General features: G+C 45.2%; 10 protein-coding genes and 3 tRNA genes. 3 read left to right on the top strand and 10 right to left on the bottom strand.

Annotated features, from left to right (window positions below; translation table 11 throughout):
- The first annotated feature begins 124 nt into the window (after positions 1 to 124).
- The 3 genes from QQL36_RS26355 to QQL36_RS26345 are packed head-to-tail and all read left to right on the top strand — an operon-like array spanning position 125 to position 17,158.
- The gene (locus QQL36_RS26355; protein WP_321567305.1) at positions 125 to 15,922 is read left to right on the top strand and encodes an Ig-like domain-containing protein; all 15,798 of its coding nucleotides are present in this window, start codon (positions 125 to 127) and stop codon (positions 15,920 to 15,922) included.
- Entirely contained in the window at positions 15,919 to 16,908 is a 990-nt protein-coding gene (locus QQL36_RS26350; RefSeq protein ID WP_235643876.1) for a type IX secretion system membrane protein PorP/SprF, read from the top strand. The genes QQL36_RS26355 and QQL36_RS26350 overlap by 4 nt, the downstream gene beginning before the upstream one ends.
- A gap of 7 nt (positions 16,909 to 16,915) precedes the next feature.
- Positions 16,916 to 17,158 carry a hypothetical protein gene (locus tag QQL36_RS26345; protein ID WP_321567304.1) on the top strand — a complete coding sequence of 81 codons (243 nt, stop codon included), beginning with the start codon at positions 16,916 to 16,918 and terminating at the stop codon, positions 17,156 to 17,158.
- A 47-nt stretch (positions 17,159 to 17,205) separates the two neighbouring features.
- On the opposite strand, the gene QQL36_RS26340 is transcribed toward QQL36_RS26345, so the two are convergent.
- The 10 genes from QQL36_RS26340 to QQL36_RS26295 form a co-directional block, all read right to left on the bottom strand.
- Positions 17,206 to 17,277 (bottom strand) — tRNA-Gly (locus QQL36_RS26340).
- 7 nt (positions 17,278 to 17,284) lie between these two features.
- A tRNA-Gly gene (locus QQL36_RS26335) sits at positions 17,285 to 17,357 on the bottom strand.
- A 7-nt stretch (positions 17,358 to 17,364) separates the two neighbouring features.
- Positions 17,365 to 17,435 (bottom strand) — tRNA-OTHER (locus tag QQL36_RS26330).
- Positions 17,436 to 17,456: 21 nt separating this feature from the next.
- Positions 17,457 to 18,368, bottom strand: a complete 912-nt coding sequence (locus QQL36_RS26325; protein ID WP_321567303.1) for a putative 2-dehydropantoate 2-reductase — start codon at positions 18,366 to 18,368, stop codon at positions 17,457 to 17,459.
- Between the two features lie 119 nt (positions 18,369 to 18,487).
- On the bottom strand, positions 18,488 to 19,144 hold the full coding sequence (locus QQL36_RS26320) for a response regulator transcription factor (protein WP_083724878.1): 657 nt from the start codon (positions 19,142 to 19,144) through the stop codon (positions 18,488 to 18,490).
- Between the two features lie 8 nt (positions 19,145 to 19,152).
- A complete protein-coding gene (locus QQL36_RS26315; RefSeq protein WP_083724880.1) occupies positions 19,153 to 19,938 on the bottom strand; it encodes a sensor histidine kinase in 786 nt (261 codons plus the stop codon).
- A complete protein-coding gene (locus QQL36_RS26310) occupies positions 19,887 to 20,564 on the bottom strand; it encodes a hypothetical protein (protein WP_321567302.1) in 678 nt (225 codons plus the stop codon). The genes QQL36_RS26315 and QQL36_RS26310 overlap by 52 nt, the downstream gene beginning before the upstream one ends.
- Before the next feature lie 14 nt (positions 20,565 to 20,578).
- Complete coding sequence (locus QQL36_RS26305) at positions 20,579 to 21,208, bottom strand: hypothetical protein (protein ID WP_143708906.1); 630 nt, start codon at positions 21,206 to 21,208, stop codon at positions 20,579 to 20,581.
- Between the two features lie 186 nt (positions 21,209 to 21,394).
- Positions 21,395 to 23,053 (bottom strand): phage tail protein, encoded by a 1,659-nt coding sequence (locus QQL36_RS26300; RefSeq protein WP_179091182.1) that lies wholly within the window; start codon positions 23,051 to 23,053, stop codon positions 21,395 to 21,397.
- Between the two features lie 130 nt (positions 23,054 to 23,183).
- Positions 23,184 to 23,522, bottom strand: coding sequence for a hypothetical protein (locus QQL36_RS26295; protein ID WP_143708907.1), 339 nt, complete (start codon positions 23,520 to 23,522; stop codon positions 23,184 to 23,186).
- Positions 23,523 to 23,679 lie beyond the last annotated feature (157 nt).

Below are 23,679 nucleotides of genomic sequence, written 5' to 3'. Positions count from 1 at the left end.
GATGAATAAAAAACGTTCGGCGATCTTCAATTCCCCTTTTTCCCTCTGAATACTTAACGATAAGTTATAGCCTGTACCTAACTATTTTAACGGCTATCTGTAAGGGACGCCTATCTCTATCTTTATGAAGAATACATTATTGTTAAGCTTCGGCTTATTGCTTTGTTCGTTGATGACATTTGGTCAAATGCCGACCAGTCCATGCAGCCCCAGCGGTGGAAAAAAGGCAGACATTTTGAGCGTAGAAGCTAAATACAGAGCCCCCGGAGGTGCTGCCCCTGTTTTTACTATTCCAGCAGGGACTTCTTCCATCAATGTGTATGTTTCTTCCGAGACCGGTATCACTACAAGTAGTGATAACCCTCAAGGAGACGAGGACTTCATCAATATCAGTGCTGTGATTGACATCTCAGGAGGGACGTCATCCGGTTACGTGAATGTGGCAAAGAATACGAATACTGATGGTTCGGGAACGAATGTGTATGGGTGGCAGAAAGTTGCCCTGGGCAGTTTTATCCCTGCCGGAAGCAAGGTAGGGGATGCCACACCAGCAGACCTGAACAATGTGAAGTTTACAATTTCCGGCAGCACGCTTACCATCACAGAGACCGTTACGACAACGCATTCTTCTTATTATGTAGAATATTGTTCCCCTTATAATAATTCACTGACTCCACTCGATCCCCAGGTAAAAGCGTTATTGCATGGTACAGGTACTGCTAATACAGACCTGGTTATTGCCATTCCAACTGGTACCAATATTATCAGTATCCAGGGTAAGGGCACCAATACAAGTTATACTGACCTGAATTCAAGTTCCGGAACAGAGGAAGGCTATTCCAATATGAGCTTTACCATCGACCTGGATGCGGGTTTGACGGATGGCGTAATTACTTTGGCGAATGGTGGTTCTATTGACAGAAGATCGACTTATGTGATCAATGACCTGTCCAGTGCATCCACCATGAGCTTCCTTTCATCAGCAGCGATTACGGGTGATTATTCCACCAAACTGAGCACCGCCGGTGCGGTAGGGGTATGCAACCCGCAGATGTACATCTCAGGAACGAACCTGGTCATTAAGCGGGATGCGAATTATGCCCGTGACTTTGACGATGCATTTGTCGTAGAATTTTACAAAAGAGTAGGACAGGGGATGAGTGCGGAATTCTTCAATACTGATTTTGCATTTATAGCCAAGGGGACCAGTTCTTCAGCAGGAGTTGCCAAAACATTTACTATTCCGCTGGGTACAACCTCCATGTACCTGAATGAAACGGGTAACGCGGTGAATACCGATCGTGAAAGTAATGAAAACTCACTGGCAGGATATGCATACATTGATCTGTCAACAAGTACAGCTACGGGCTATTTTTATCAGCAGGTGGGTTTGGATGGTACTACCAGGAGAGATGACAACTTTGCTTTTAAAAGTGTACCACTGGATGGAACCAGTGCGCGGAACCATGCGAATACAGTAGGTTATAAGGGTAATTATGGGTATGATATTTCATTTTCCCTCTCAGCCGATAAAACCACGCTAACGGTTACCAATAAAACTGGTCTGGCCAATCCGGATTACCAGATCCTGGAATCCATGGATTATTATGGGGCCCGACCGGATATTGCATTTAACGCCGCCGATATTTCATTTGCAAAAGGTAGCTCCTGTAATATCGTGAGGGCGAGTGTGGAAGTGTGCAACCCGGGCGCGGGCAATGCCAGTGCAGGAATGCCAATTTCAATCTATCATGGGGATCCTACCACGGATCCCGCTGCTATTTTATTGTATACCGGTACTTTCAACCAGACGATCCTGCAGGGAGAATGTAAAACATTTACCTATGACATGGATCTGAGTGCATTTGACAACCTGGATTTCGACGTCACCCTGATCATCAATGACAATGGTAGCTTTGTAAGTGGTGGGGTAGGAACTGCAGTGGGTACGCCTTTTACATTATCATCGCTGGCTAATCAGAATTCGGGGTTTAAAGAGTGTTACTTCGAAAATAACCTGATCACAAAGGCCATGGATGTCAATAATTGTCCGAAGGCGAACCTGGATGCGGATAACAGTTCAGGTGCTACGGGCAAATATAATTACCTGAATTATTTCAATGCGGGTGGTTCAGGTGCGAATATCACAGATACAGATCTGAGTATCGTAGATTATGATGGAGATAATATGGTGAAGGCGGTGATTACGCTCACGAATGTGCTGGATGCGGGGAGTGAAGGATTGTACATCAATGGTACATTGCCAGCAGGTATTACTGCAACCGGCAGTGGTACAAGTACAATCACGCTGACGGGATCTGCTTCACAGGCGAGTTATATTGCTGCGCTGAAACTGATTGAATATAGAAACAGCAATAGTGCGCCGAATACAACGAACCGTATCATCACCACAACATTGAATGATGGTACAGAAACAGGGCCGGCTTCTACTACAACGATCGTCATCACAACAGATCCGCGTATTAATGTAACAGGTAATGGTACATTGATCAATGACAATAGTGGTACGGTGACGACGGTAGATGGAACTGACTTTGGCACACTGACGACGGGTACGATGACAAATACATTTGTCATCAACAACGTGGGTACCGGGGTGATTAACCTGACAGGTACACCGAATGTGGCGATCAGTGGTGATGCAGGCTTTACCGTGAGTGCGCAGCCATCAGTTTCCTCAATAACAGCGGGTGGCAGTACGAGCTTTACGGTTACTTTCAATGCTGCTTCTCATACAGTAGGTACTTATGTGGCAGTAGTGCGCATATTGAATAATGATGCGGATACGGGCCGGGCAGATTATTCCTATACTGTCATGGCGACAGTCAATAACTTACCGGTAGTGACGAATAGTACGGTGACAGGGGTGGAAGATAATACCCTGGCATTTACGGCGACTAATTTTACATCACAATATTCAGATGCGGATGGTACAGCGTTGAATAAGATCCGAATTGTCACTTTGCCATTGAATGGTAGTTTCCGGTTGAATGGGGTGGTGATTACAGCAGGACAGGAGATTCTGGCTTCACAGTTGGGGAATATCACGTTTATTCCGACGGCCAATTGGAATGGAACGACCAGTTTTGACTGGAGGGCGTCAGATGGAACTTCTTATTCAACAGCGGCGGCGAAGATGACTATTGTGATTACAGCGGTGAATGATGCGCCGGTAATTACAGTGCCGACGAGTATTGCGGTAACTGAGGATATTCCGGCTTCATTGAAGGATATATCATTTTCGGATGTGGATGCGGGTACGGGTAGTGTGACGGTTACTTTTTCTGTGCCGGATGGATATGTGAGTGCGGTGTCGGGATCTGGGGTAGTGGTGAGTGGTACGGGTAGTGCATTGGTATTGACGGGTACGATTACGGATATTAATGCATTTTTGACTGCGAATAAAGTTACTTATTCTTCATCACAGAATCCACCTGCAACGGTTACATTGACAGTAAATATCAATGATAATGGGAATACTGGTTCAGGGGGTGCAATGCAGGATACGAAGACAGTAACATTGGGAATTACAGCGGTAAATGATGCGCCGGTGGCGGTGGATGATGTGCTGACTATATTGGAAGATAATGTGGGTACGGGGAATGTATTGACAAATGATACGGATGTAGAGGGAAATACGTTGACGGCTAGTGTGCAGACAGGTCCTGTGCATGGAACGATTGTGTTGAATACGAATGGTAGTTATACTTATACTCCGGTGGCGAATTATAATGGGGTGGATAGTGTGAAGTATAGTGTGTGTGATAATGGAACGCCGGGTATGTGTAGTGTTGGTACGCTTCGTATAACGGTGACTCCTGTGAATGATGCGCCTGCTGGGGTTGATCAGAATATTACTACAGCTGAAGATGTAGCTTACAATGGAAGTGTGGTTGGTTCAGACGTGGATGGAGATGCACTGACTTATAGCAAAGCAACTGATCCAGGGCATGGTGCAGCTACCGTCAATGCAGATGGAACTTATACTTATACGCCAGCTGCGAACTATAATGGACCAGATAGTTTCACTATCGAGATCAATGATGGTAATGGTGGTATTGCAACGGTAACAATCAATATCACTGTAACAGCGGTGAATGATGATCCAACCGGAGCAGACCAGAACATTACCACCCCTGAAGATGTAGCTTACAATGGAAGTGTGGTGGGTTCAGACGTGGATGGAGATGCGCTGACTTATAGCAAAGCCACCGATCCAGCACACGGAACCGCTACAGTAAACGCAGATGGTACTTATACTTATATTCCTGCAACCAATTATAATGGATCAGATAGTTTCACTATCGAGATCAATGATGGTAATGGCGGTACTGCAACAGTAACGATTAATATCACTGTAACAGCGGTAAATGATGATCCGATTGGAGCTGACCAGAATATTACTACACCTGAAGATGTAGCTTATAATGGTAGTGTGGTTGGCTCAGATGTGGATGGCGATTCACTGACTTACAGCAAATCCACTGATCCTGCACATGGTACGGCTACAGTCAATGCTGATGGAACATACACTTATACGCCTGCAAGCAATTACAATGGTCCTGATAGCTTTACTATCGAAATTAATGACGGCAATGGCGGTACTGCAACAGTAACAATCAATATCACTGTAACAGCAGTAAATGATGATCCAACCGGGGCAGATCAGAATATCACCACACCTGAAGATATAGCCTATAATGGAAGTGTGGTTGGCTCAGACGTGGATGGCGATGCACTGACTTATAGCAAAGCCACTGATCCTGCACATGGAACCGCTACAGTCAATGCTGATGGAACATACACTTATACTCCTGCTAGCAACTATAATGGTCCAGATAGCTTTACTATCGAGATCAATGATGGTAATGGCGGCATAGCAACAGTAACAATCAATATCACAGTAACAGCAGTAAATGATGATCCGACAGGCGCTGACCAGAATATTACCACACCTGAAGATGTAGTTTATAATGGAAGTGTGGTTGGCTCAGACGTGGATGGAGATGCACTGACTTACAGCAAATCCACTGATCCTGCACATGGAACCGCTACAGTCAATGCAGATGGAACATACACTTATACCCCAGCAACCAATTACAATGGACCTGATAGCTTCACAATCGAGATCAATGACGGCAATGGCGGCATAGCAACAGTAACCATCAATATCACTGTAACAGCAGTGAATGATGATCCAACCGGAGCAGACCAGAATATTACTACACCTGAAGATGTAGTTTATAATGGAAGTGTGGTGGGTTCAGACTTGGATGGAGATGCACTGACTTATAGCAAAGCCACTGATCCTACACATGGAACCGCTACAGTCAATGCAGATGGAACATACACTTATACTCCTGCAATCAACTATAATGGTCCAGATAGCTTTACTATCGAGATCAATGACGGCAATGGCGGCACTGCAACAGTAACAATCAATATCACAGTAACAGCAGTAAATGATGATCCGACTGGTGCAGACCAGAATATTACTACTCCTGAAGATGTAGCTTATAATGGAAGTGTGGTTGGCTCAGACGTGGATGGAGATGCGCTGACATACAGCAAGGCAACTGATCCTGCACATGGTGCAGCTACCGTCAATGCAGATGGAACTTATACTTATACGCCAGCTGCGAACTATAATGGACCTGATAGTTTCACTATTGAGATCAATGATGGTAATGGCGGTATTGCAACGGTAACAATCAATATCACTGTTACAGCGGTAAATGATGATCCAACCGGAGCAGACCAGAACATTACCACCCCTGAAGATGTAGCTTACAATGGAAGTGTGGTTGGTTCAGACGTGGATGGAGATGCACTGACTTACAGCAAAGCCACCGATCCAGCACATGGTACAGTTACCGTTAATGCAGATGGAACTTATACTTATACTCCTGCAAGCAATTACAATGGAACAGATAGTTTCACTATCGAAATTAATGACGGCAATGGTGGTACTACTACAATAACAATCAATATCACCGTAACAGCGGTGAATGATGATCCGACAGGCGCAGACCAGAATATTACTACTCCTGAAGATGTAGCTTATAATGGAACCGTAGTAGGTAATGATCTGGATGGTGACGCGCTGACATACAGCAAGGCCACTGATCCAACACATGGAACCGCTACCGTCAATGCAGATGGAACATATACTTACACGCCAGCTGCGAACTACAATGGTCCTGATAGCTTTACTATCGAGATCAATGATGGTAATGGCGGCACAGCAACAGTAACAATCAATACCACCGTAACAGCGGTAAATGATGATCCGACTGGTGCAGACCAGAATATTACTACAGCTGAAGATGTAGTTTATAATGGAAGTGTGGTTGGCTCAGACGTGGATGGAGATGCGCTGACATACATCAAGGCAACTGATCCTGCACATGGTACTGTTACCGTTAATACAGACGGCACTTATACTTATACGCCAGCTGCGAACTATAATGGACCAGATAGTTTTACTATCGAGATCAATGATGGTAATGGCGGCACAGCAACAGTAACCATCAATATCACTGTAACAGCAGTAAATGATGATCCAACTGGCTCAGACCAGGCGATCACTACACCAGAGGATACTCAATACAATGGAAGTGTGGTAGGTAATGATGTGGATGGAGATGCACTGACATACAGCAAGGCTACTGATCCTGCACACGGAACCGCTACCGTCAATACAGATGGAACATATACTTACACGCCAGCAACCAACTATAACGGACCTGATAGTTTCACTATCGAGATCAATGATGGTAATGGCGGTACAGCAACAGTAACAATCAATATCACCGTAACAGCGGTAAATGATGATCCGACAGGTGCGGACCAGAATATTACCACACCTGAAGGTGTAGTTTATAATGGAAGTGTGGTTGGCTCAGACGTGGATGGAGATGCGCTGACATACAGCAAGGCAACTGATCCTGCACATGGTGCAGCTACCGTCAATGCAGATGGAACTTATACTTATACGCCAGCTGCGAACTATAATGGACCTGATAGTTTCACTATCGAGATCAATGATGGTAATGGCGGCACAGCAACAGTAACAATCAATATCACAGTAACAGCAGTAAATGATGATCCGACAGGCGCAGACCAGAATATTACCACCCCTGAAGATGTAGCTTATAATGGAAGTGTGGTTGGTAATGATCTGGATGGTGACGCGCTGACATACAGCAAGGCTACTGATCCAACACATGGAACCGCTACCGTCAATGCAGATGGAACATATACTTACACGCCAGCAACCAACTATAATGGCCCGGATAGTTTCACTATCGAGATCAATGATGGTAATGGCGGTATTGCAACGGTAACAATCAATATCACCGTAACAGTGGTAAATGATGCTCCAACAGGCGTAGATCAGAATATCACTACAGCTGAAGATGTAGTTTATAATGGAAGTGTGGTTGGCTCAGACGTGGATGGAGATGCGCTGACTTATAGCAAAGCCACTGATCCTGCACATGGTACTGTTACCGTTAATACAGACGGCACTTATACTTATACGCCAGCAAGCAATTACAATGGCCCGGATAGTTTCACTATCGAGATCAATGATGGTAATGGCGGCACAGCAACAGTAACAATCAATATCACAGTAACAGCAGTAAATGATGATCCAACTGGCGCTGACCAGAATATCACCACACCTGAAGATGTAGTTTATAATGGTAGTGTGATGGGTAATGACGTGGATGGCGATGCACTGACTTACAGCAAAGCCACTGATCCTGCACATGGTACAGCTACCGTCAATGCAGATGGAACATACACTTATACGCCTGCAAGCAATTACAATGGACCTGATAGTTTCACTATCGAGATCAATGATGGTAATGGCGGCACAGCAACAGTAACCATCAATATCACTGTAACAGCAGTAAATGATGATCCAACTGGCTCAGACCAGGCGATCACTACACCAGAGGATACTCAATACAATGGAAGTGTGGTAGGTAATGATGTGGATGGAGATGCACTGACATACAGCAAGGCTACTGATCCAGCACACGGAACCGCTACCGTCAATACATATGGAACATATACTTACACGCCAGCAACCAACTATAACGGACCTGATAGTTTCACTATCGAGATCAATGATGGTAATGGCGGTACTGCAACGGTAACAATTAATATCATCGTAACAGCGGTAAATGATGATCCGACAGGTGCGGACCAGAATATTACCACTCCTGAAGATGTAGTTTATAATGGTAGTGTGATGGGTAATGACGTGGATGGCGATGCACTGACTTACAGCAAAGCCACTGATCCTGCACATGGTACAGCTACCGTCAATGCTGATGGAACATACACTTATACGCCTGCAAGCAATTACAATGGACCTGATAGTTTCACTATCGAAATTAATGACGGCAATGGCGGTACTGCAACAGTAACAATTAATATCACAGTAACAGCAGTAAATGATGATCCGACAGGTGCAGACCAGAATATCACCACAGCTGAAGATGTAGTTTATAATGGTAGTGTGGTTGGTAATGACGTGGATGGCGATGCACTGACTTACAGCAAAGCCACTGATCCTGCACATGGTACAGCTACCGTCAATGCTGATGGAACATACACTTATACGCCTGCAAGCAATTACAATGGACCTGATAGTTTCACTATCGAAATTAATGACGGCAATGGCGGTACTGCAACAGTAACAATTAATATCACAGTAACAGCAGTAAATGATGATCCGACAGGTGCAGACCAGAATATCACCACAGCTGAAGATGTAGTTTATAATGGTAGTGTGGTTGGTTCAGACGTGGATGGCGATGCACTGACTTACAGCAAAGCCACTGATCCTGCACATGGTACGGCTACAGTCAATGCTGATGGAACATACACTTATACGCCTGCAAGCAATTACAATGGTCCTGATAGCTTTACTATCGAAATTAATGACGGCAATGGCGGTACTGCAACAGTAACAATCAATATCACTGTAACAGCAGTGAATGATGATCCAACCGGGGCAGATCAGAATATCACCACAGCTGAAGATATAGCCTATAATGGAAGTGTGGTTGGCTCAGACGTGGATGGAGATGCACTGACTTACAGCAAAGCCACTGATCCTGCACATGGAACGGCTACAGTCAATGCTGATGGAACATACACTTATACGCCTGCAACCAATTACAATGGTCCTGATAGCTTTACTATCGAAATTAATGACGGCAATGGCGGTACTGCAACAGTAACAATCAATATCACTGTAACAGCGGTGAATGATGATCCGACAGGCGCAGACCAGAATATTACTACACCTGAAGATGTAGTTTATAATGGAAGTGTGGTGGGTTCAGACGTGGATGGAGATGCGCTGACTTATAGCAAAGCCACCGATCCAGCACACGGAACCGCTACAGTAAACGCAGATGGTACTTATACTTATATTCCTGCAACCAATTATAATGGATCAGATAGTTTCACTATCGAGATCAATGATGGTAATGGCGGCACAGCAACAGTAACAATCAATATCACTGTAACAGCAGTAAATGATGATCCGACAGGCACAGACCAAAATATTACTACCCCTGAAGATGTAGCTTATAATGGAACCGTAGTAGGTAATGATCTGGATGGTGACGCGCTGACATACAGCAAGGCTACTGATCCAACACATGGAACCGCTACCGTCAATGTAGATGGAACATATACTTACACGCCAGCAACCAACTATAATGGCCCTGATAGCTTCACTATTGAGATCAATGATGGTAATGGTGGTACGGCAATAGTAACGATCAATATCATCGTAACAGCGGTAAATGATGATCCAACAGGCGTAGACCAGAATATTACCACACCTGAAGATGTAGTTTATAATGGTAGTGTGGTGGGTAATGACGTGGATGGCGATGCACTGACTTACAGCAAAGCCACTGATCCAACACATGGAACCGCTACAGTCAATGCAGATGGAACATATACTTACACGCCAGCTGCGAACTACAATGGTCCAGATAGTTTCACTATCGAGATCAATGATGGTAATGGCGGCACAGCAACAGTAACAATTAATATCACTGTAACAGCAGTAAATGATGATCCAACTGGCTCAGACCAGGCGATCACTACACCAGAGGATACTCAATACAATGGAAGTGTGGTAGGTAATGATGTGGATGGAGATGCACTGACATACAGCAAATCCACTGATCCTGCACATGGTACGGCTACAGTCAATACAGATGGAACATACACTTATACGCCAGCTGCGAACTATAATGGACCTGATAGCTTCACTATTGAGATCAATGATGGTAATGGTGGTACGGCAATAGTAACGATCAATATCACTGTTACAGCGGTGAATGATGATCCAACAGGCGCAGATCAGAATATTACTACACCTGAAGATGTAGTTTATAATGGCAGTGTGGTTGGTTCAGACGTGGATGGAGATGCACTGACTTATAGCAAAGCCACCGATCCAGCACATGGTACAGTTACCGTTAATACAGATGGAACATACACTTATACTCCTGCAAGCAATTATAATGGACCAGATAGTTTCACTATCGAGATCAATGATGGTAATGGCGGAATAGCAACAGTAACCATCAATATCACTGTAACAGCAGTAAATGATGATCCAACCGGGGCAGATCAGAATATTACTACTCCTGAAGATGTAGCCTATAATGGCAGTGTGGTTGGTTCAGACGTGGATGGAGATGCGCTGACTTATAGCAAAGCCACCGATCCAGCACATGGTACAGTTACCGTTAATACAGATGGTACTTATACTTATATTCCTGCAACCAATTATAATGGATCAGATAGTTTCACTATCGAGATCAATGATGGTAATGGGGGCACAGCAACAGTAACGATTAATATCACTGTAACAGCGGTAAATGATGATCCGATTGGAGCTGACCAGAATATTACTACACCTGAAGATGTAGCTTACAATGGTAGTGTGGTTGGCTCAGATGTGGATGGAGATGCACTGACATACAGTAAGGCTACTGATCCTGCTCACGGTACAGCTACCGTTAATGCAGATGGAACTTATACTTATACTCCTGCAAGCAATTATAATGGACCAGATAGTTTCACTATCGAAATCTATGACGGCAATGGTGGTACTACTACAATAACAATCAATATCACTGTAACAGCGGTGAATGATGATCCGACAGGCACAGACCAGAATATTACTACCCCTGAAGATGTAGCTTATAATGGAACCGTAGTAGGTAATGATCTGGATGGTGACGCACTGACATACAGCAAGGCTACTGATCCAACACATGGAACCGCTACCGTCAATGCAGATGGAACATATACTTACACGCCAGCTGCGAACTACAATGGTCCTGATAGCTTTACTATCGAGATCAATGATGGCAATGGGGGGACAGCTACAGTAACAATCAATATCATCGTAACAGCGGTAAATGATGATCCGACAGGTGCGGACCAGACGATCACAACACCAGAGGATACTCAATATAATGGAAGTATCGTAGGAAATGATGTGGATGGTGATGCACTGACTTACAACAAAGCCACTGACCCAGCACATGGTACAGCTATCGTCAATGCTGATGGGACTTATACTTACAGCCCGGCTGCAGACTATAATGGACCTGATAGCTTTACTATCGAAATCAGTGATGGTAATGGAGGTATTGCAACAGTAACCATCAATATCACAGTAACAGCAGTAAATGATGATCCAACAGGCGTAGACCAGAATATTACTACACCTGAAGATGTAGCTTATAATGGAAGTATCGTAGGTAATGATGTGGATGGCGATGTACTGACCTACAACAAAGCCACCGATCCAGGGCATGGTACAGCTACTGTCAATGCTGATGGAACATATACTTACACCCCAGCTGCTAACTACAATGGTCCTGATAGTTTCACTATCGAGATCAATGACGGCAATGGCGGCACTGCAACAGTAACAATCAATATCATCGTAACAGCGGTAAATGATGATCCGACAGGTGCGGACCAGACGATCACAACACCAGAGGATACTCAATATAATGGAAGTATCGTAGGAAATGATGTGGATGGTGATGCACTGACTTACAACAAAGCCACTGACCCAGCACATGGTACAGCTATCGTCAATGCTGATGGGACTTATACTTACAGCCCGGCTACAGACTATAATGGACCTGATAGCTTTACTATCGAAATCAGTGATGGTAATGGCGGTATTGCAACAGTAACCATCAATATCACAGTAACAGCAGTAAATGATGATCCAACAGGCGTAGACCAGAATATTACTACACCTGAAGATGTAGCTTATAATGGAAGTATCGTAGGTAATGATGTGGATGGCGATGTACTGACCTACAACAAAGCCACCGATCCAGGGCATGGTACAGCTACTGTCAATGCTGATGGAACATATACTTACACCCCAGCAACCAACTATAATGGTCCTGATAGTTTCACCATCGAGATCAATGATGGCAATGGGGGGACAGCTACAGTAACAATTAATATCACAGTAACAGCGGTAAATGATGCTCCAACAGGCGTAGATCAGAATATCACTACACCTGAAGATGTAGCTTATAATGGTAGTATCGTAGGAAATGATGTGGATGGTGATGTGCTGACTTACAACAAGTCTACTGATCCAGCACACGGAACCGCTACCGTAAACGCAGATGGAACATATACTTACACACCAGCTGCAGACTATAATGATCCTGATAGCTTTACTATCGAGATCAATGATGGTAATGGAGGAATAGCAACAGTAACCATCAATATCACTGTAACAGCAGTGAATGATGATCCAACCGGTTCAGATCAGACGATCACAACGCCAGAGGATACTCAATACAATGGAAGTATAGTAGGAAATGATGTGGATGGTGATGCACTGACTTACAACAAAGCCACTGACCCAGCACATGGTACAGCTATCGTCAATGCTGATGGGACTTATACTTATAGCCCGGCTGCAGACTATAATGGACCTGATAGCTTTACTATCGAGATCAGTGATGGTAATGGCGGAACGACAACAGTAACCATCAATATCACTGTAACACTGGTAAATGATGATCCAACCGGAGCTGATCAGAATATTACCACCCCTGAAGATGTAGCATATAATGGTAGTGTAGTAGGAAATGATGTGGATGGTGATGTGCTGACTTACAACAAGTCTACTGATCCAGCACACGGTACCGCTATCGTAAACGCAGATGGAACTTATACTTATACTCCAGCTGCTAACTACAATGGTCCTGATAGCTTCACTATCGAGATCAATGATGGTAATGGAGGAATAGCAACAGTAACCATCAATATCACTGTAACAGCAGTGAATGATGATCCAACCGGTTCAGATCAGACGATCACAACGCCAGAGGATACTCAATACAATGGAAGTATCGTAGGAAATGATGTGGATGGTGATGTGCTGACATACATCAAGGCAACTGATCCAGCTCACGGAACCGCTACAGTAAACGCAGATGGCACTTATACTTATATTCCTGCAACCAATTATAATGGACCAGATAGTTTCACTATCGAGATCAATGATGGTAATGGCGGTACTGCAACGGTAACCATCAATATCACCGTAACAGCGGTAAATGATGATCCGACAGGTGCGGACCAGAATATTACCACTCCTGAAGATGTAGCTTATAATGGTAGTGTAGTAGGAAATGATGTGGATGGTGATGTGCTGACTTATACTAAGGTCACCGACCCAGCCCACGGCACCGCAGCCGTCAATGCTGATGGAACATATAATTACACGCCAGCTGCAAACTACTTCGGTCCTGATAGCTTCACTATCGAAATCAATGATGGCAATGGTGGTACCGCAATAATAACTATCAACATCACCGTTACGCCTGTAAATGATGCACCAACCGCCTTCAACCAGATCGTTACCACTCCTGAAGACACCCCATACAATGGCAGTGTCATCGGTACCGACGCAGATGGCGACGCACTCACATACAGCAAAGGCTCAAACCCAACGAACGGTACAGCCACTGTTAACGCAGATGGTACATTTACTTATACTCCGAACGCCAACTACAATGGCCCGGATGCGTTTACTATTACATTAGATGATAACCATGGTGGTACCACCACCGTGACTATCACCATCACCGTCACTCCTGTGAACGACGCACCAACAGGTAACGGCGATTCCAAAACTACCTCCGAAGACACCCCTGTCAGCGGAGCTGTTACCGGATCAGACGTAGACGGCGATGCGCTGACCTACAGCATGGGCTCAACCCCATCTCATGGTACAGCCACGGTCAACGCAGACGGTACATACACTTACACGCCTGCTGCCAACTACTTCGGTCCCGACAGCTTCACCATCGAAATCAGCGATGGCCAGCTTTCTGTAACCGTAACCGTAAATATCACCGTCGTACCTGTAAATGATGCTCCAGCCGCCGGCAATCAGAGCATCACAACACCAGAAGACACTCCATATAATGGTAGTGTAACTGCCACCGACGTAGACGGCGACGCACTCACTTACAGCATGGGCTCGAACCCAACGAATGGTATTGTCACCGTCAATGCAGACGGCACCTATACTTATACGTCAAATGCAAACTATAATGGCACGGACGCTTTTACTATCGTAATCAGTGATGGCCACAGCGGCACAACTACCATTACCGTTAATGTGACCGTGACACCTGTCAACGATGCACCTACCGGCACTGACCTGAGCATTACCACTCCAAAAAATACCGCTTACACCGGTAATGTTACTGGCGCTGACGTAGATGGCGATGTGCTCACATATACTAAAGCCACCGACCCATCATTCGGTACTGTAGTCGTAAATACGAACGGTTCATTCACCTACACACCAACCACCGGCTATGTAGGCAATGACAGCTTTACTGTCACCATCTCTGATGGCCAGTACAGCATTACTATAACCGTCTACATCACCGTCACCCAGGTAATTACTCACCCGGGCATCACACTGGTGAAAACCGCCGTACTCAATGGTAATGTCATCACCTACACCTTCACGACCACAAACACCGGCGATGTTCCATTAATCAATGTCATCCTCGCCGATCCAATGGTCAACCTGAACACTACTATCTCTGCCACCCTGCAACCAGGTGCTGTGGTTACGCAAACCGCTACTTACACCCTCACACAGACGGACAGAGAAAACGAATCAGTGACCAACACTGCTACCGTAAGTGGTGCAACCACAGATCATGCCACCGTGTCCGACATCTCTGGTACTACCGCCGGCAATGATACGCCAACAACGATCACCGTTCCGGGAGCACCTAAAGCCAAAGACGACGAGTACGATACCCGGATGAATACGAAGATCAGTTTCAATTTCATAGATAACGATGACTTGGGTACTTCAACACTGGGTACCTACACCATCATCAGTGAAGTACAACATGGTACTATATCCAGAGATGTAAATGGTTATACCGAATACACTCCAGACCAGGGCTATGTTGGCGATGACACCTTCACCTATACCATCACAGATGCCGACGGCTATATATCCAACGTCGCTACTGTAACCATTCATATAGGTGCTGTCTATATCGCCGTGCCAACCTTATTCACGCCAAATGGCGATGGTAAGAACGACGTATTCGAAATTGTCGGCCTGGAGAAATACACTGAAAATGAATTGATCATTGTAAACCGTTGGGGTAACGAAGTATACCGCCAGCATAACTATTCCAATACCTGGACCGGAGACGGATTAAGTGAAGGCACCTACTATTATTTATTACGCGTTAAGAAACAAGGCAGCGCAGATTGGGAAGTCTTCAAAGGATTCACGACCATCCTCCGCAAATTCAAGAAATGATGAAAAGAGGTTTTATATTGTTGCTATGTATGGCGTTGGGCAAATCGACATTTGCCCAACAAGAAGCGCAGTTCAGCCAATATATGTTTAACGGCATCTACATCAACCCGGCGTATGCAGGCTATAAAGAGGAATTATACCTGCATGCGTTCTATCGGGCGCAGTGGACTGGAATAGAAGGAGCTCCCCGGAGCTTCTCTGTTTCTGCCGATAATATTGCAAACGACGGAAATGTGGGTTGGGGCATTCAGGCGGTCGCCGACAAACTCGGTGCCCAGACCAACCAAACCCTCTATGCCAGTTATGCCTATCGCATACGCATGAATGAAGACGGCACTTCCCGTTTGTCTTTCGGTATCAGCGGTGGCCTGGTTAACCTCGCGGTGAACACGTCTTTGCTCACCACCACCGATCCTGAAGACGATATGCCTGTCGGTACGTTGACGACCACTGTACCCGATGCCAGGGCTGGTGTATTTTATGCAGATGATAACTTCTATGCCGGCGTTTCTGTAGACAACCTCGTAGCACCGCATATCAACAAGTCTAAATATGTGTATATCGCTACACCTCGTCCACATTATTATGTAACCGCTGGTGCTTTGTTCAAACTGAATGACCAGCTTTCCCTCAAACCTTCTTTTTTATTGAAAGACGACAGGGGAGGACCCACTAGTTTAGATGTCAATGCTTTCTTGCTGATTACAGATAAACTCTGGCTGGGAGGCTCTTACAGAACCAGTGTCTCCCTATACGATAAAGCCTATCTGCAAAAGACGCTGACCACAAGAGACGCTGCGGTTGCTGCGATTGAAATATTCCCGATGCCTACCCTCCGTATCGGTTATGCCTATGACTTTTCTATTGGCCCATTACAGAGCTATAGCAACGGATCTCATGAAATATCCATTGGATTTACAATTCCTACAAACAAGGACCACGTAAATTTGCGTAAATTGGGTATCTCATGTCCCAAAGTATTTTAATGTAGCTATGTCAAATGAATTTTCGCAGGCTGAGTGGGATGCCTGTATCAAAGTACTGCAGGTGTTGTCCAGAGATCCCGATAAATCGCTGGATACCCTGACGCTCAAAGGTCTCGTCACAAAATTATATAACCGCGCCAAGAAGGATCAACGTGAAGTAACAACCCAGGCTATACAGCAACAGATTAATACCACATGTGGTGGTAGATGGGATACCTGCGAAGGGAGTGGGGTATGTGCAACCGGATAGCAGGGCTATAAAAAGTGTGTATAGATAAATTATTTTTTAAAAGGCAATAGTGAAGGTAGGGTTCGAACCAGCAACCTTTGCTTGGTAGGCAAATATATTTCCAATTATACTACAACACTATTGCTTGTGGAGGAGCAAGGGTTCGAACCTACGTCTCTGATTTGGCAAATCAGCGTTTTTCCAACTAAACCATCCCCCGTACATAATGGAGGCGGCAAGACTCGAACTTGCATCTGCAAACTTGGGGTAAGCAGTTTTCCATTCAATTTACGCCCCCATTGTAATAGCGTGAAAATAATTAATATTTACTCAGAAACAATAACTGCCGCAGCAACATATCTACTTTAGACATATAATACCCTGCTGCTTTCGCCATCTCTACGGGATTTTCATAAATGTATTTCAACTCAAGCGGGCGCTTGTTGTCAAAATCCAATTTCATACTCGGCGCATAAGGGCGCATTGCTATCGTAAATTGCAGCATATCATATACCATTGTTTCCGGCAACTGTGCACCGCAGGCATTTGCCCCATTAATCACTTCATGCATGATCGCTTTAGACAATTCATAAGTAGCTTTATCAGCCAGCAGCTTGTTGGCTGTAGTATTCAGTACTACTGACATTCCATTGAATGTGATGTTCCATACCAGCTTCTTCCAGCGTAGCGTATTCAGGTCTGGTGCTTTTTTAGCGATCAATCCTGTTTTATCAAATGCGGCTACCACCTGGTCGATAATACCTGTATCCTGTATATTATGATTGCCAATTTCGATATCTCCATAGTCGAGGTGATGCATTTGTCCGGGGCCGACCTTATTCACTGAAATCAACGCTGTAGCACCTGCTACGCCTACACCCGGGAACATGGCTGCTACATCTGCTTCCACACCGAGGCCATTTTGTATCAGGATAATGACGGACTTGTCGTGCAATAAAGGTTTGACTAAGGAAGGCAGTAAGCTTTCATTACTGGTGGTCTTTAAACACACCAATATCACATCGCAAACGGGCATGTCTGCCGACTGTTGAAATGCGTTTACCTTGTCTAAATGAATATCGCTGAATACTTCAGATATGAGGTGGAGTCCTTCTTCCTTTACTGCGGCATAGTCACTATTTAATAAAAAGTGTACTTCCTCGCCGGCATTGGCTAACATGGCGCCATAAAATCCTCCGATGGCACCGGTTCCTACTATCGCAAATTTCATTGTATCAATTATAATGTGGCTGCTAAGATACAATCTATTACCTTTTCTGCCTGACATCCGTTTAAACCCGCCGCCCAGATGGCTGCTAGATACTTTTTCATAAGAAATAAAATACCTCTTTACTTCAATGTAATCAACTCATTCTTTATCGCAAACAACACTAAACCAGTTCTGGATTTGATTCCAAATCGTTGAAATAAATCCTGTCTGTAATTATCTATCGTATGCGGACTCAAATTCATCTGATCCGCAATTTCCTTATATGTATACTCCGTACAACACAACTCTAAAAACTTAATCTCATTACTACTCAGCTTCTCCGGTGCGTTATTTCCCGCCAGATGTCCCTGAATATTTCGCAGTAATTTAAACGATACCAACTCATTAATAAAGAATCCCTGTTCACTGATCGTCCTGATCGCATGCACCACATCTGTCATCTTCGACTCCTTCAGCAAATATCCACCCGCACCATTCTTCAGCATTTTAATGATCGGCTTCTCTTCTTCAAACATGCTCAGTGCCAGCACATGTACATCCGGATAATTCTCCCGCAACCATCGGGTACTCTCAAACCCATCCATCACGGGCATACTTATATCCATCAAAATAACCTCCGGCAAAGGAAATTTAGTCAGCTTGGTCTTCATATCCTCTCCATTAGAGGCATCAAATACAATAGAGATTTCCGGAAACTCGGACAGCAGGCTTATCATTCCCTGACGGAACAGGGTATGATCGTCAATAATGGCAATCGTGGTTTGCTTTTCAGCCATAATTTTATTTAGTAAGGAATCGTTATCTTAATCGTAGTGCCGGCACCGGGTGCTGATTGGATCTGTGTATGCCCGCCAATCATGCCTGCCCGCTTCTGGATATTCTGTAATCCCATGCCTTTGTGCTGCTTCATGATTTCAGCCACATCAAATCCATTACCATTATCCTGTATAGATAAGGTTAATACATTACCAGCAAACGCTAAGTTAATAACAATTTCTTTGGCCTGTGCATGCCGCACGATATTATTCAGGATCTCCTGGAATAGACGGAAGGTGATCGTCGCTTTATCTGCAACGGGAGGGAGGGGGGTATCGGGGTGTGTATAGGAAATACGAAACAGGTCCGATCGTTCCAGGTACTCGAGTTCAAAGGCAATAGCATCTACCAGGCCCCTGCTCAGGAGTTCTTCGCCATGCAATAACCGGGACAGTGCCCGCAGCTCTTTCACCGCCCTTTTGGCAAGTGCTTCCGCCGCGGCCACCTTTTCGCCGGCCTTTTCAGTATCTTGTACGTTGATAGAGCCCAGGGTCATTACCGTAAGGCCCAGCAACTGTCCGATATTGTCATGTAAGTCGTAGCCAATGGTCTTCAGGGTTTGCTCCTGGACCTCCATTTGGGTTTTCAACAATTCGGTGTCAAATGCCTGTCTCAGGCTTTCCTTTTCTTCCGCATGCTTCTTTTTCCGTCGGTTATAAAGGTTCACGTATACGATCAGGAACAAAGGGGCAATCAGAAAAATTATGGTTGTGAGACCGATGAGGAATAATACTTCCTTTGAAGAAATCTGCATATAAAAGCGTATGACCAACAGGCATACAACAACACATTCAGGATTGAAAAGGTGACATACCTGATCGAAGAAGAGATAAGCGAGATTTTGTCATGCACCAGATAATCATTGAAAATATTGGTCGCTGTACTACCAAAGTAAAATATAAGGGTTCCATTCACCCACCAAAATGGCGCGTAGGTATTCAGGACTACATACTGTTCGTCCCTTAAGATAAGATAATAAAAATACAGACTTGCCAGTACAAATACTACAGATTCTGTAGAGGCAGTAACGTTTACGAACTTTGCAAAATGAAGGAGTTGACTTTCCCGTACATACATGGCCAGAAATATACATAGCCAGAGGATGAGCGTACTGCGTTTATTGGTGTATTGCAGGTACAGATAATAGAAGAAATAACTAATAAAACCACATTCTACCAATAGGTATACATTATATAAGGGCGCATTGGACATGTTTGTCATTTCCCTGATATATATACCTGTTAGTTCAGTCACACAGGTTAGCAACAAAAAGATGATAAAATACCGCCATATGGGCGTTTTGTCTTTTGCAAGACAAAACACCCCTATTAAAAGGCAGATCATTTCTGCGACGGTATTTACTGTAAAATATAATTTCATGCTGTATAATCAAATCATTGAGTAATTAACAATGCGCCGGCAGACTTACAGTTAGCGGGCGGAGGACACAGTTCTCCACGGTTTTCAGGTGCAGCAAGTATGATTCGGCCTTTGCCTAAAGTACCATGAGGATCGTTATTATAGTAATCCCAATGGAAGATGCTGTCATTTCTGGTGGAATCCCGGGTCGTCACCATGACAAGCGTGTTACGGTTCCAATATGGTTTCTCCGGAATGTGTGTATGTGCGCTGTCGTACTTATTGTACGTACTGTCATACGATGCCAGATAAAAACGGATACCATCGCCGCCCTCTGTTTCCAGCTGGTCAACGAGTGCTTTCAGTTTTGAAACGCTGAACCATACGGTGCGTGTATTGGAGCCCATCTTGTGAGGTTTGCCATCGATCATAGCAGTGGAGCCATCCCAGAAATCTGAATCCACCGGGATTTTACCGGCACGTTTTGCATAATTGTTCACATAGATTTTTGCAAACTCTATACTGATAGTGTCTTTGTCAAGCAATACTACCGTAGGCGTGTCTTTGTGATCATCTTCCGGTATGGAAGGCGATTGTTTTGGTTGACAGGCAGTCATAGTCATAGCTACCATAGCTATGGAGATAATGGCAACAGGGATGTTCATAAACATTAAATGGTTTAAGGTGTACCTAAATGTATAAAAAACTGTCTTAATTCTGGTAATTCCCCTGTTACTACTTTCAAAAGGCAGTGGAGGGCAGCTACCTAGCCCATGAGCTGCCTTGTCCACGTACCTTTCTGAAAGTAGTGTGCAGGTTATGATTGAGGGGGATGTATAAGGATGAAAGGCCTATTTAAAGCGGATGATGTAATCTACATTTACATTGATTGGTCTTGACTCCCGGTCGCCGCCAGCAACAAGATGGGAGTGATCGCCATCATTTGAAGTCTCACTTACTTCTGCATTGAAGGCTGCCAGTTCATAACCATCCGAAGGATCTATCGCATGCCTTTCGGCGGGCACCCGGTAGATAGCATGTGTATGCTTTCCATTGGTAGTTGTGATAATCGGATTGGCTGGCAAGCCAGTAGTAGAGATCACCTGTATGGTGCCAACTTTTAGTTTGCCGGCTCCTGTTACAAAATAACCACGCAGATCGGGCAGGGAAAAAGTGAGTGGCGCCCCACCGAAGTGTGTACCGATTATGTCAAACAATTCGCGGTAAGTATGTCTGCGCAGGGAGCTACCGTCGCAGGGAAACCAGCCTGCTGACTGCAGTTTTATTTGTACATCCCTGTCCGTTATGTCGCCACCAAAAGGCATGATGGTGCCTACAGGAGGGGCTGCGCCAACGATGTCTGCTGCAGCAATGAGGAAATCGGCGTAGATATTTTCAGGCCTTGTTTCCTGGTCGCCGCCCTGGATGGTGTGCAGATGTTCGCCGGCGGTGTTTGTTTGTTCGGTGTCGTCCGTCCATGCGATACAGTTGTAGGCATTGAATCCTGTGGCGCCTTTGGCCGCAGTTTGGGTAGACACGGGCACACTTTCGACCTGGTGATTGTGTGCACCGGCTGTTGTGGTGGTAATGCCGGGAGGAGATGCTGTGGCATAATACTCCACTGAGCCGATGTTGTCGCCCGTGTTTCCCCCTTTGTGAAGGGCATGGCGGGTATCCGCATCCGGGTCCCTGTTAGTTAAGTGACTAGTACCTCTGAGAAAATATCCCCTTAAGTCCGGGACGTTAATAATTTTAAGACCATCTCCGCCAAAGTTGCCCAGTATCGTTTCTGACAGGGCAGGGTGATCCGTATATGCATACGGTTTGCCATCGCAGTAGAGCCATTCTGCCGGTATGTGAGGCAGTGGGCCTCCGAAGGCGGTAATAGTGCCTGCCGGTAAGATGCCAGCAGGCACTTGTGGTGCACGGCATTTTATGACGAAATATAAAGCCACGTTAATCGGCAGGGTCGCGTTGTCAAATCCTGTGAGAGTGTGAAAGTGTGCGCCCGCCGGTTCTGTGGCGATTGTTTGATTACCTCTGGCCATTTCTTGCCGGGAGCCGCTCCAGGCCCTGTGCATATTGGCGGTAAGCCTGCCGCAGGTATGGTTATGGGCGCCGGTGATGGAGAGGGACCAAAGTGATGCAGGCAGACCGGTGGCAGTCTTTTGCAAAGAGCCGGTATGGTTGCCGGTAGCTCCCCCAGGTGCGGCTGCGACCCGGTTTTTGGCATCCGGGTCTGTACCCCTGGCTTTGTGTAATGTCCCTCTCAAAAAACGTCCGATAAGATCGGGAATGTTGAAATATGATTCGTCTCCGCCGTGGGCGTTGCCAATGGCGGTGTAGAGTTCTGGATATTCTTTGGTAGAGAATGAGCTACCATCGCACAATAACCAACCTTCTTTTTCTAATGCCTGCAACTGATCGCTGTTGGAGAGGTCTCCACCAAAGGTGGCGATCGCACCTATAGGGAGTCCAGTGGAAACAGTTGTAGCATTTTGGATAGTCATGTCCCGGTTTGTTTTGATTGATGGCTCAAAGGTCATCTAAAACGAATCGGGAGAACAGGCCGGAATGTCCCCTTTTTGCAGCTGTTTTTAGGGGGTGGAAAAGGTGGTTTTTAGCTTTTTTGGAAGTAAGTTATTGATTTTCAATAGGCGTGTTAGGGTTGTCGACCAGCCATTGGGTGAGTTTGTAACGGGGAAGAATTTCGTCCATTTTCTTTTTGAGCCATTTGGAGACGAGTTCGAAGACGATGAAGCCGATGAGGATGGAGATGCCCCATTCAAGGTTGGTGTAGGTGTGTTTGGTGACGATGGTTTTGTGGGTGGTGAGGCCCCAGAGGTTGTGGATGGAGCGGGTGGTGAAGAAGTGGGAGATGAGGCGGGTGGAGATCATGCCGATGACGAAGCCAATGAAGTTGCCGATGTAGTTGGAATAGAGATATTCGAGAAATTTGCGAACGACTTTGAGTTTCATGTGAGTTGGCAGGGTTTGTTTGAGACAATATAGAAATAAAATGGCAAAAAATTGCTTCCGTCTTCGGCAGAAGCGATTTTTTGCGGGGGCGGTTGGTGCCTGCAGCAGTAGGCACCAACCGGGTTAATGGAGCTGCAGCTCCTGAACTGATTTTTTA

This window comes from Chitinophaga sp. LS1, from assembly GCF_034274695.1.
Classification (GTDB): Bacteria; Bacteroidota; Bacteroidia; order Chitinophagales; family Chitinophagaceae; genus Chitinophaga.
The sequence above is the reverse complement of the archived record's forward strand: the minus strand, read 5'-3'. Positions and strand labels throughout refer to the sequence as shown.

Excerpts from the sequence above, each read along its gene's own strand:
- QQL36_RS26295 (WP_143708907.1), bottom strand. The coding sequence starts at position 23,522 with ATGAAACTCAAAGTCGTTCGCAAATTTCTCGAATATCTCTATTCCAAC.
- QQL36_RS26325 (WP_321567303.1), bottom strand. The coding sequence starts at position 18,368 with ATGAAATTTGCGATAGTAGGAACCGGTGCCATCGGAGGATTTTATGGC.
- QQL36_RS26310 (WP_321567302.1), bottom strand. The coding sequence starts at position 20,564 with ATGAAATTATATTTTACAGTAAATACCGTCGCAGAAATGATCTGCCTT.
- QQL36_RS26355 (WP_321567305.1), top strand. The coding sequence starts at position 125 with ATGAAGAATACATTATTGTTAAGCTTCGGCTTATTGCTTTGTTCGTTG.
- QQL36_RS26320 (WP_083724878.1), bottom strand. The coding sequence starts at position 19,144 with ATGGCTGAAAAGCAAACCACGATTGCCATTATTGACGATCATACCCTG.
- QQL36_RS26350 (WP_235643876.1), top strand. The coding sequence starts at position 15,919 with ATGATGAAAAGAGGTTTTATATTGTTGCTATGTATGGCGTTGGGCAAA.
- QQL36_RS26305 (WP_143708906.1), bottom strand. The coding sequence starts at position 21,208 with ATGAACATCCCTGTTGCCATTATCTCCATAGCTATGGTAGCTATGACT.
- QQL36_RS26315 (WP_083724880.1), bottom strand. The coding sequence starts at position 19,938 with ATGCAGATTTCTTCAAAGGAAGTATTATTCCTCATCGGTCTCACAACC.
- QQL36_RS26300 (WP_179091182.1), bottom strand. The coding sequence starts at position 23,053 with ATGACTATCCAAAATGCTACAACTGTTTCCACTGGACTCCCTATAGGT.
- QQL36_RS26345 (WP_321567304.1), top strand. The coding sequence starts at position 16,916 with ATGTCAAATGAATTTTCGCAGGCTGAGTGGGATGCCTGTATCAAAGTA.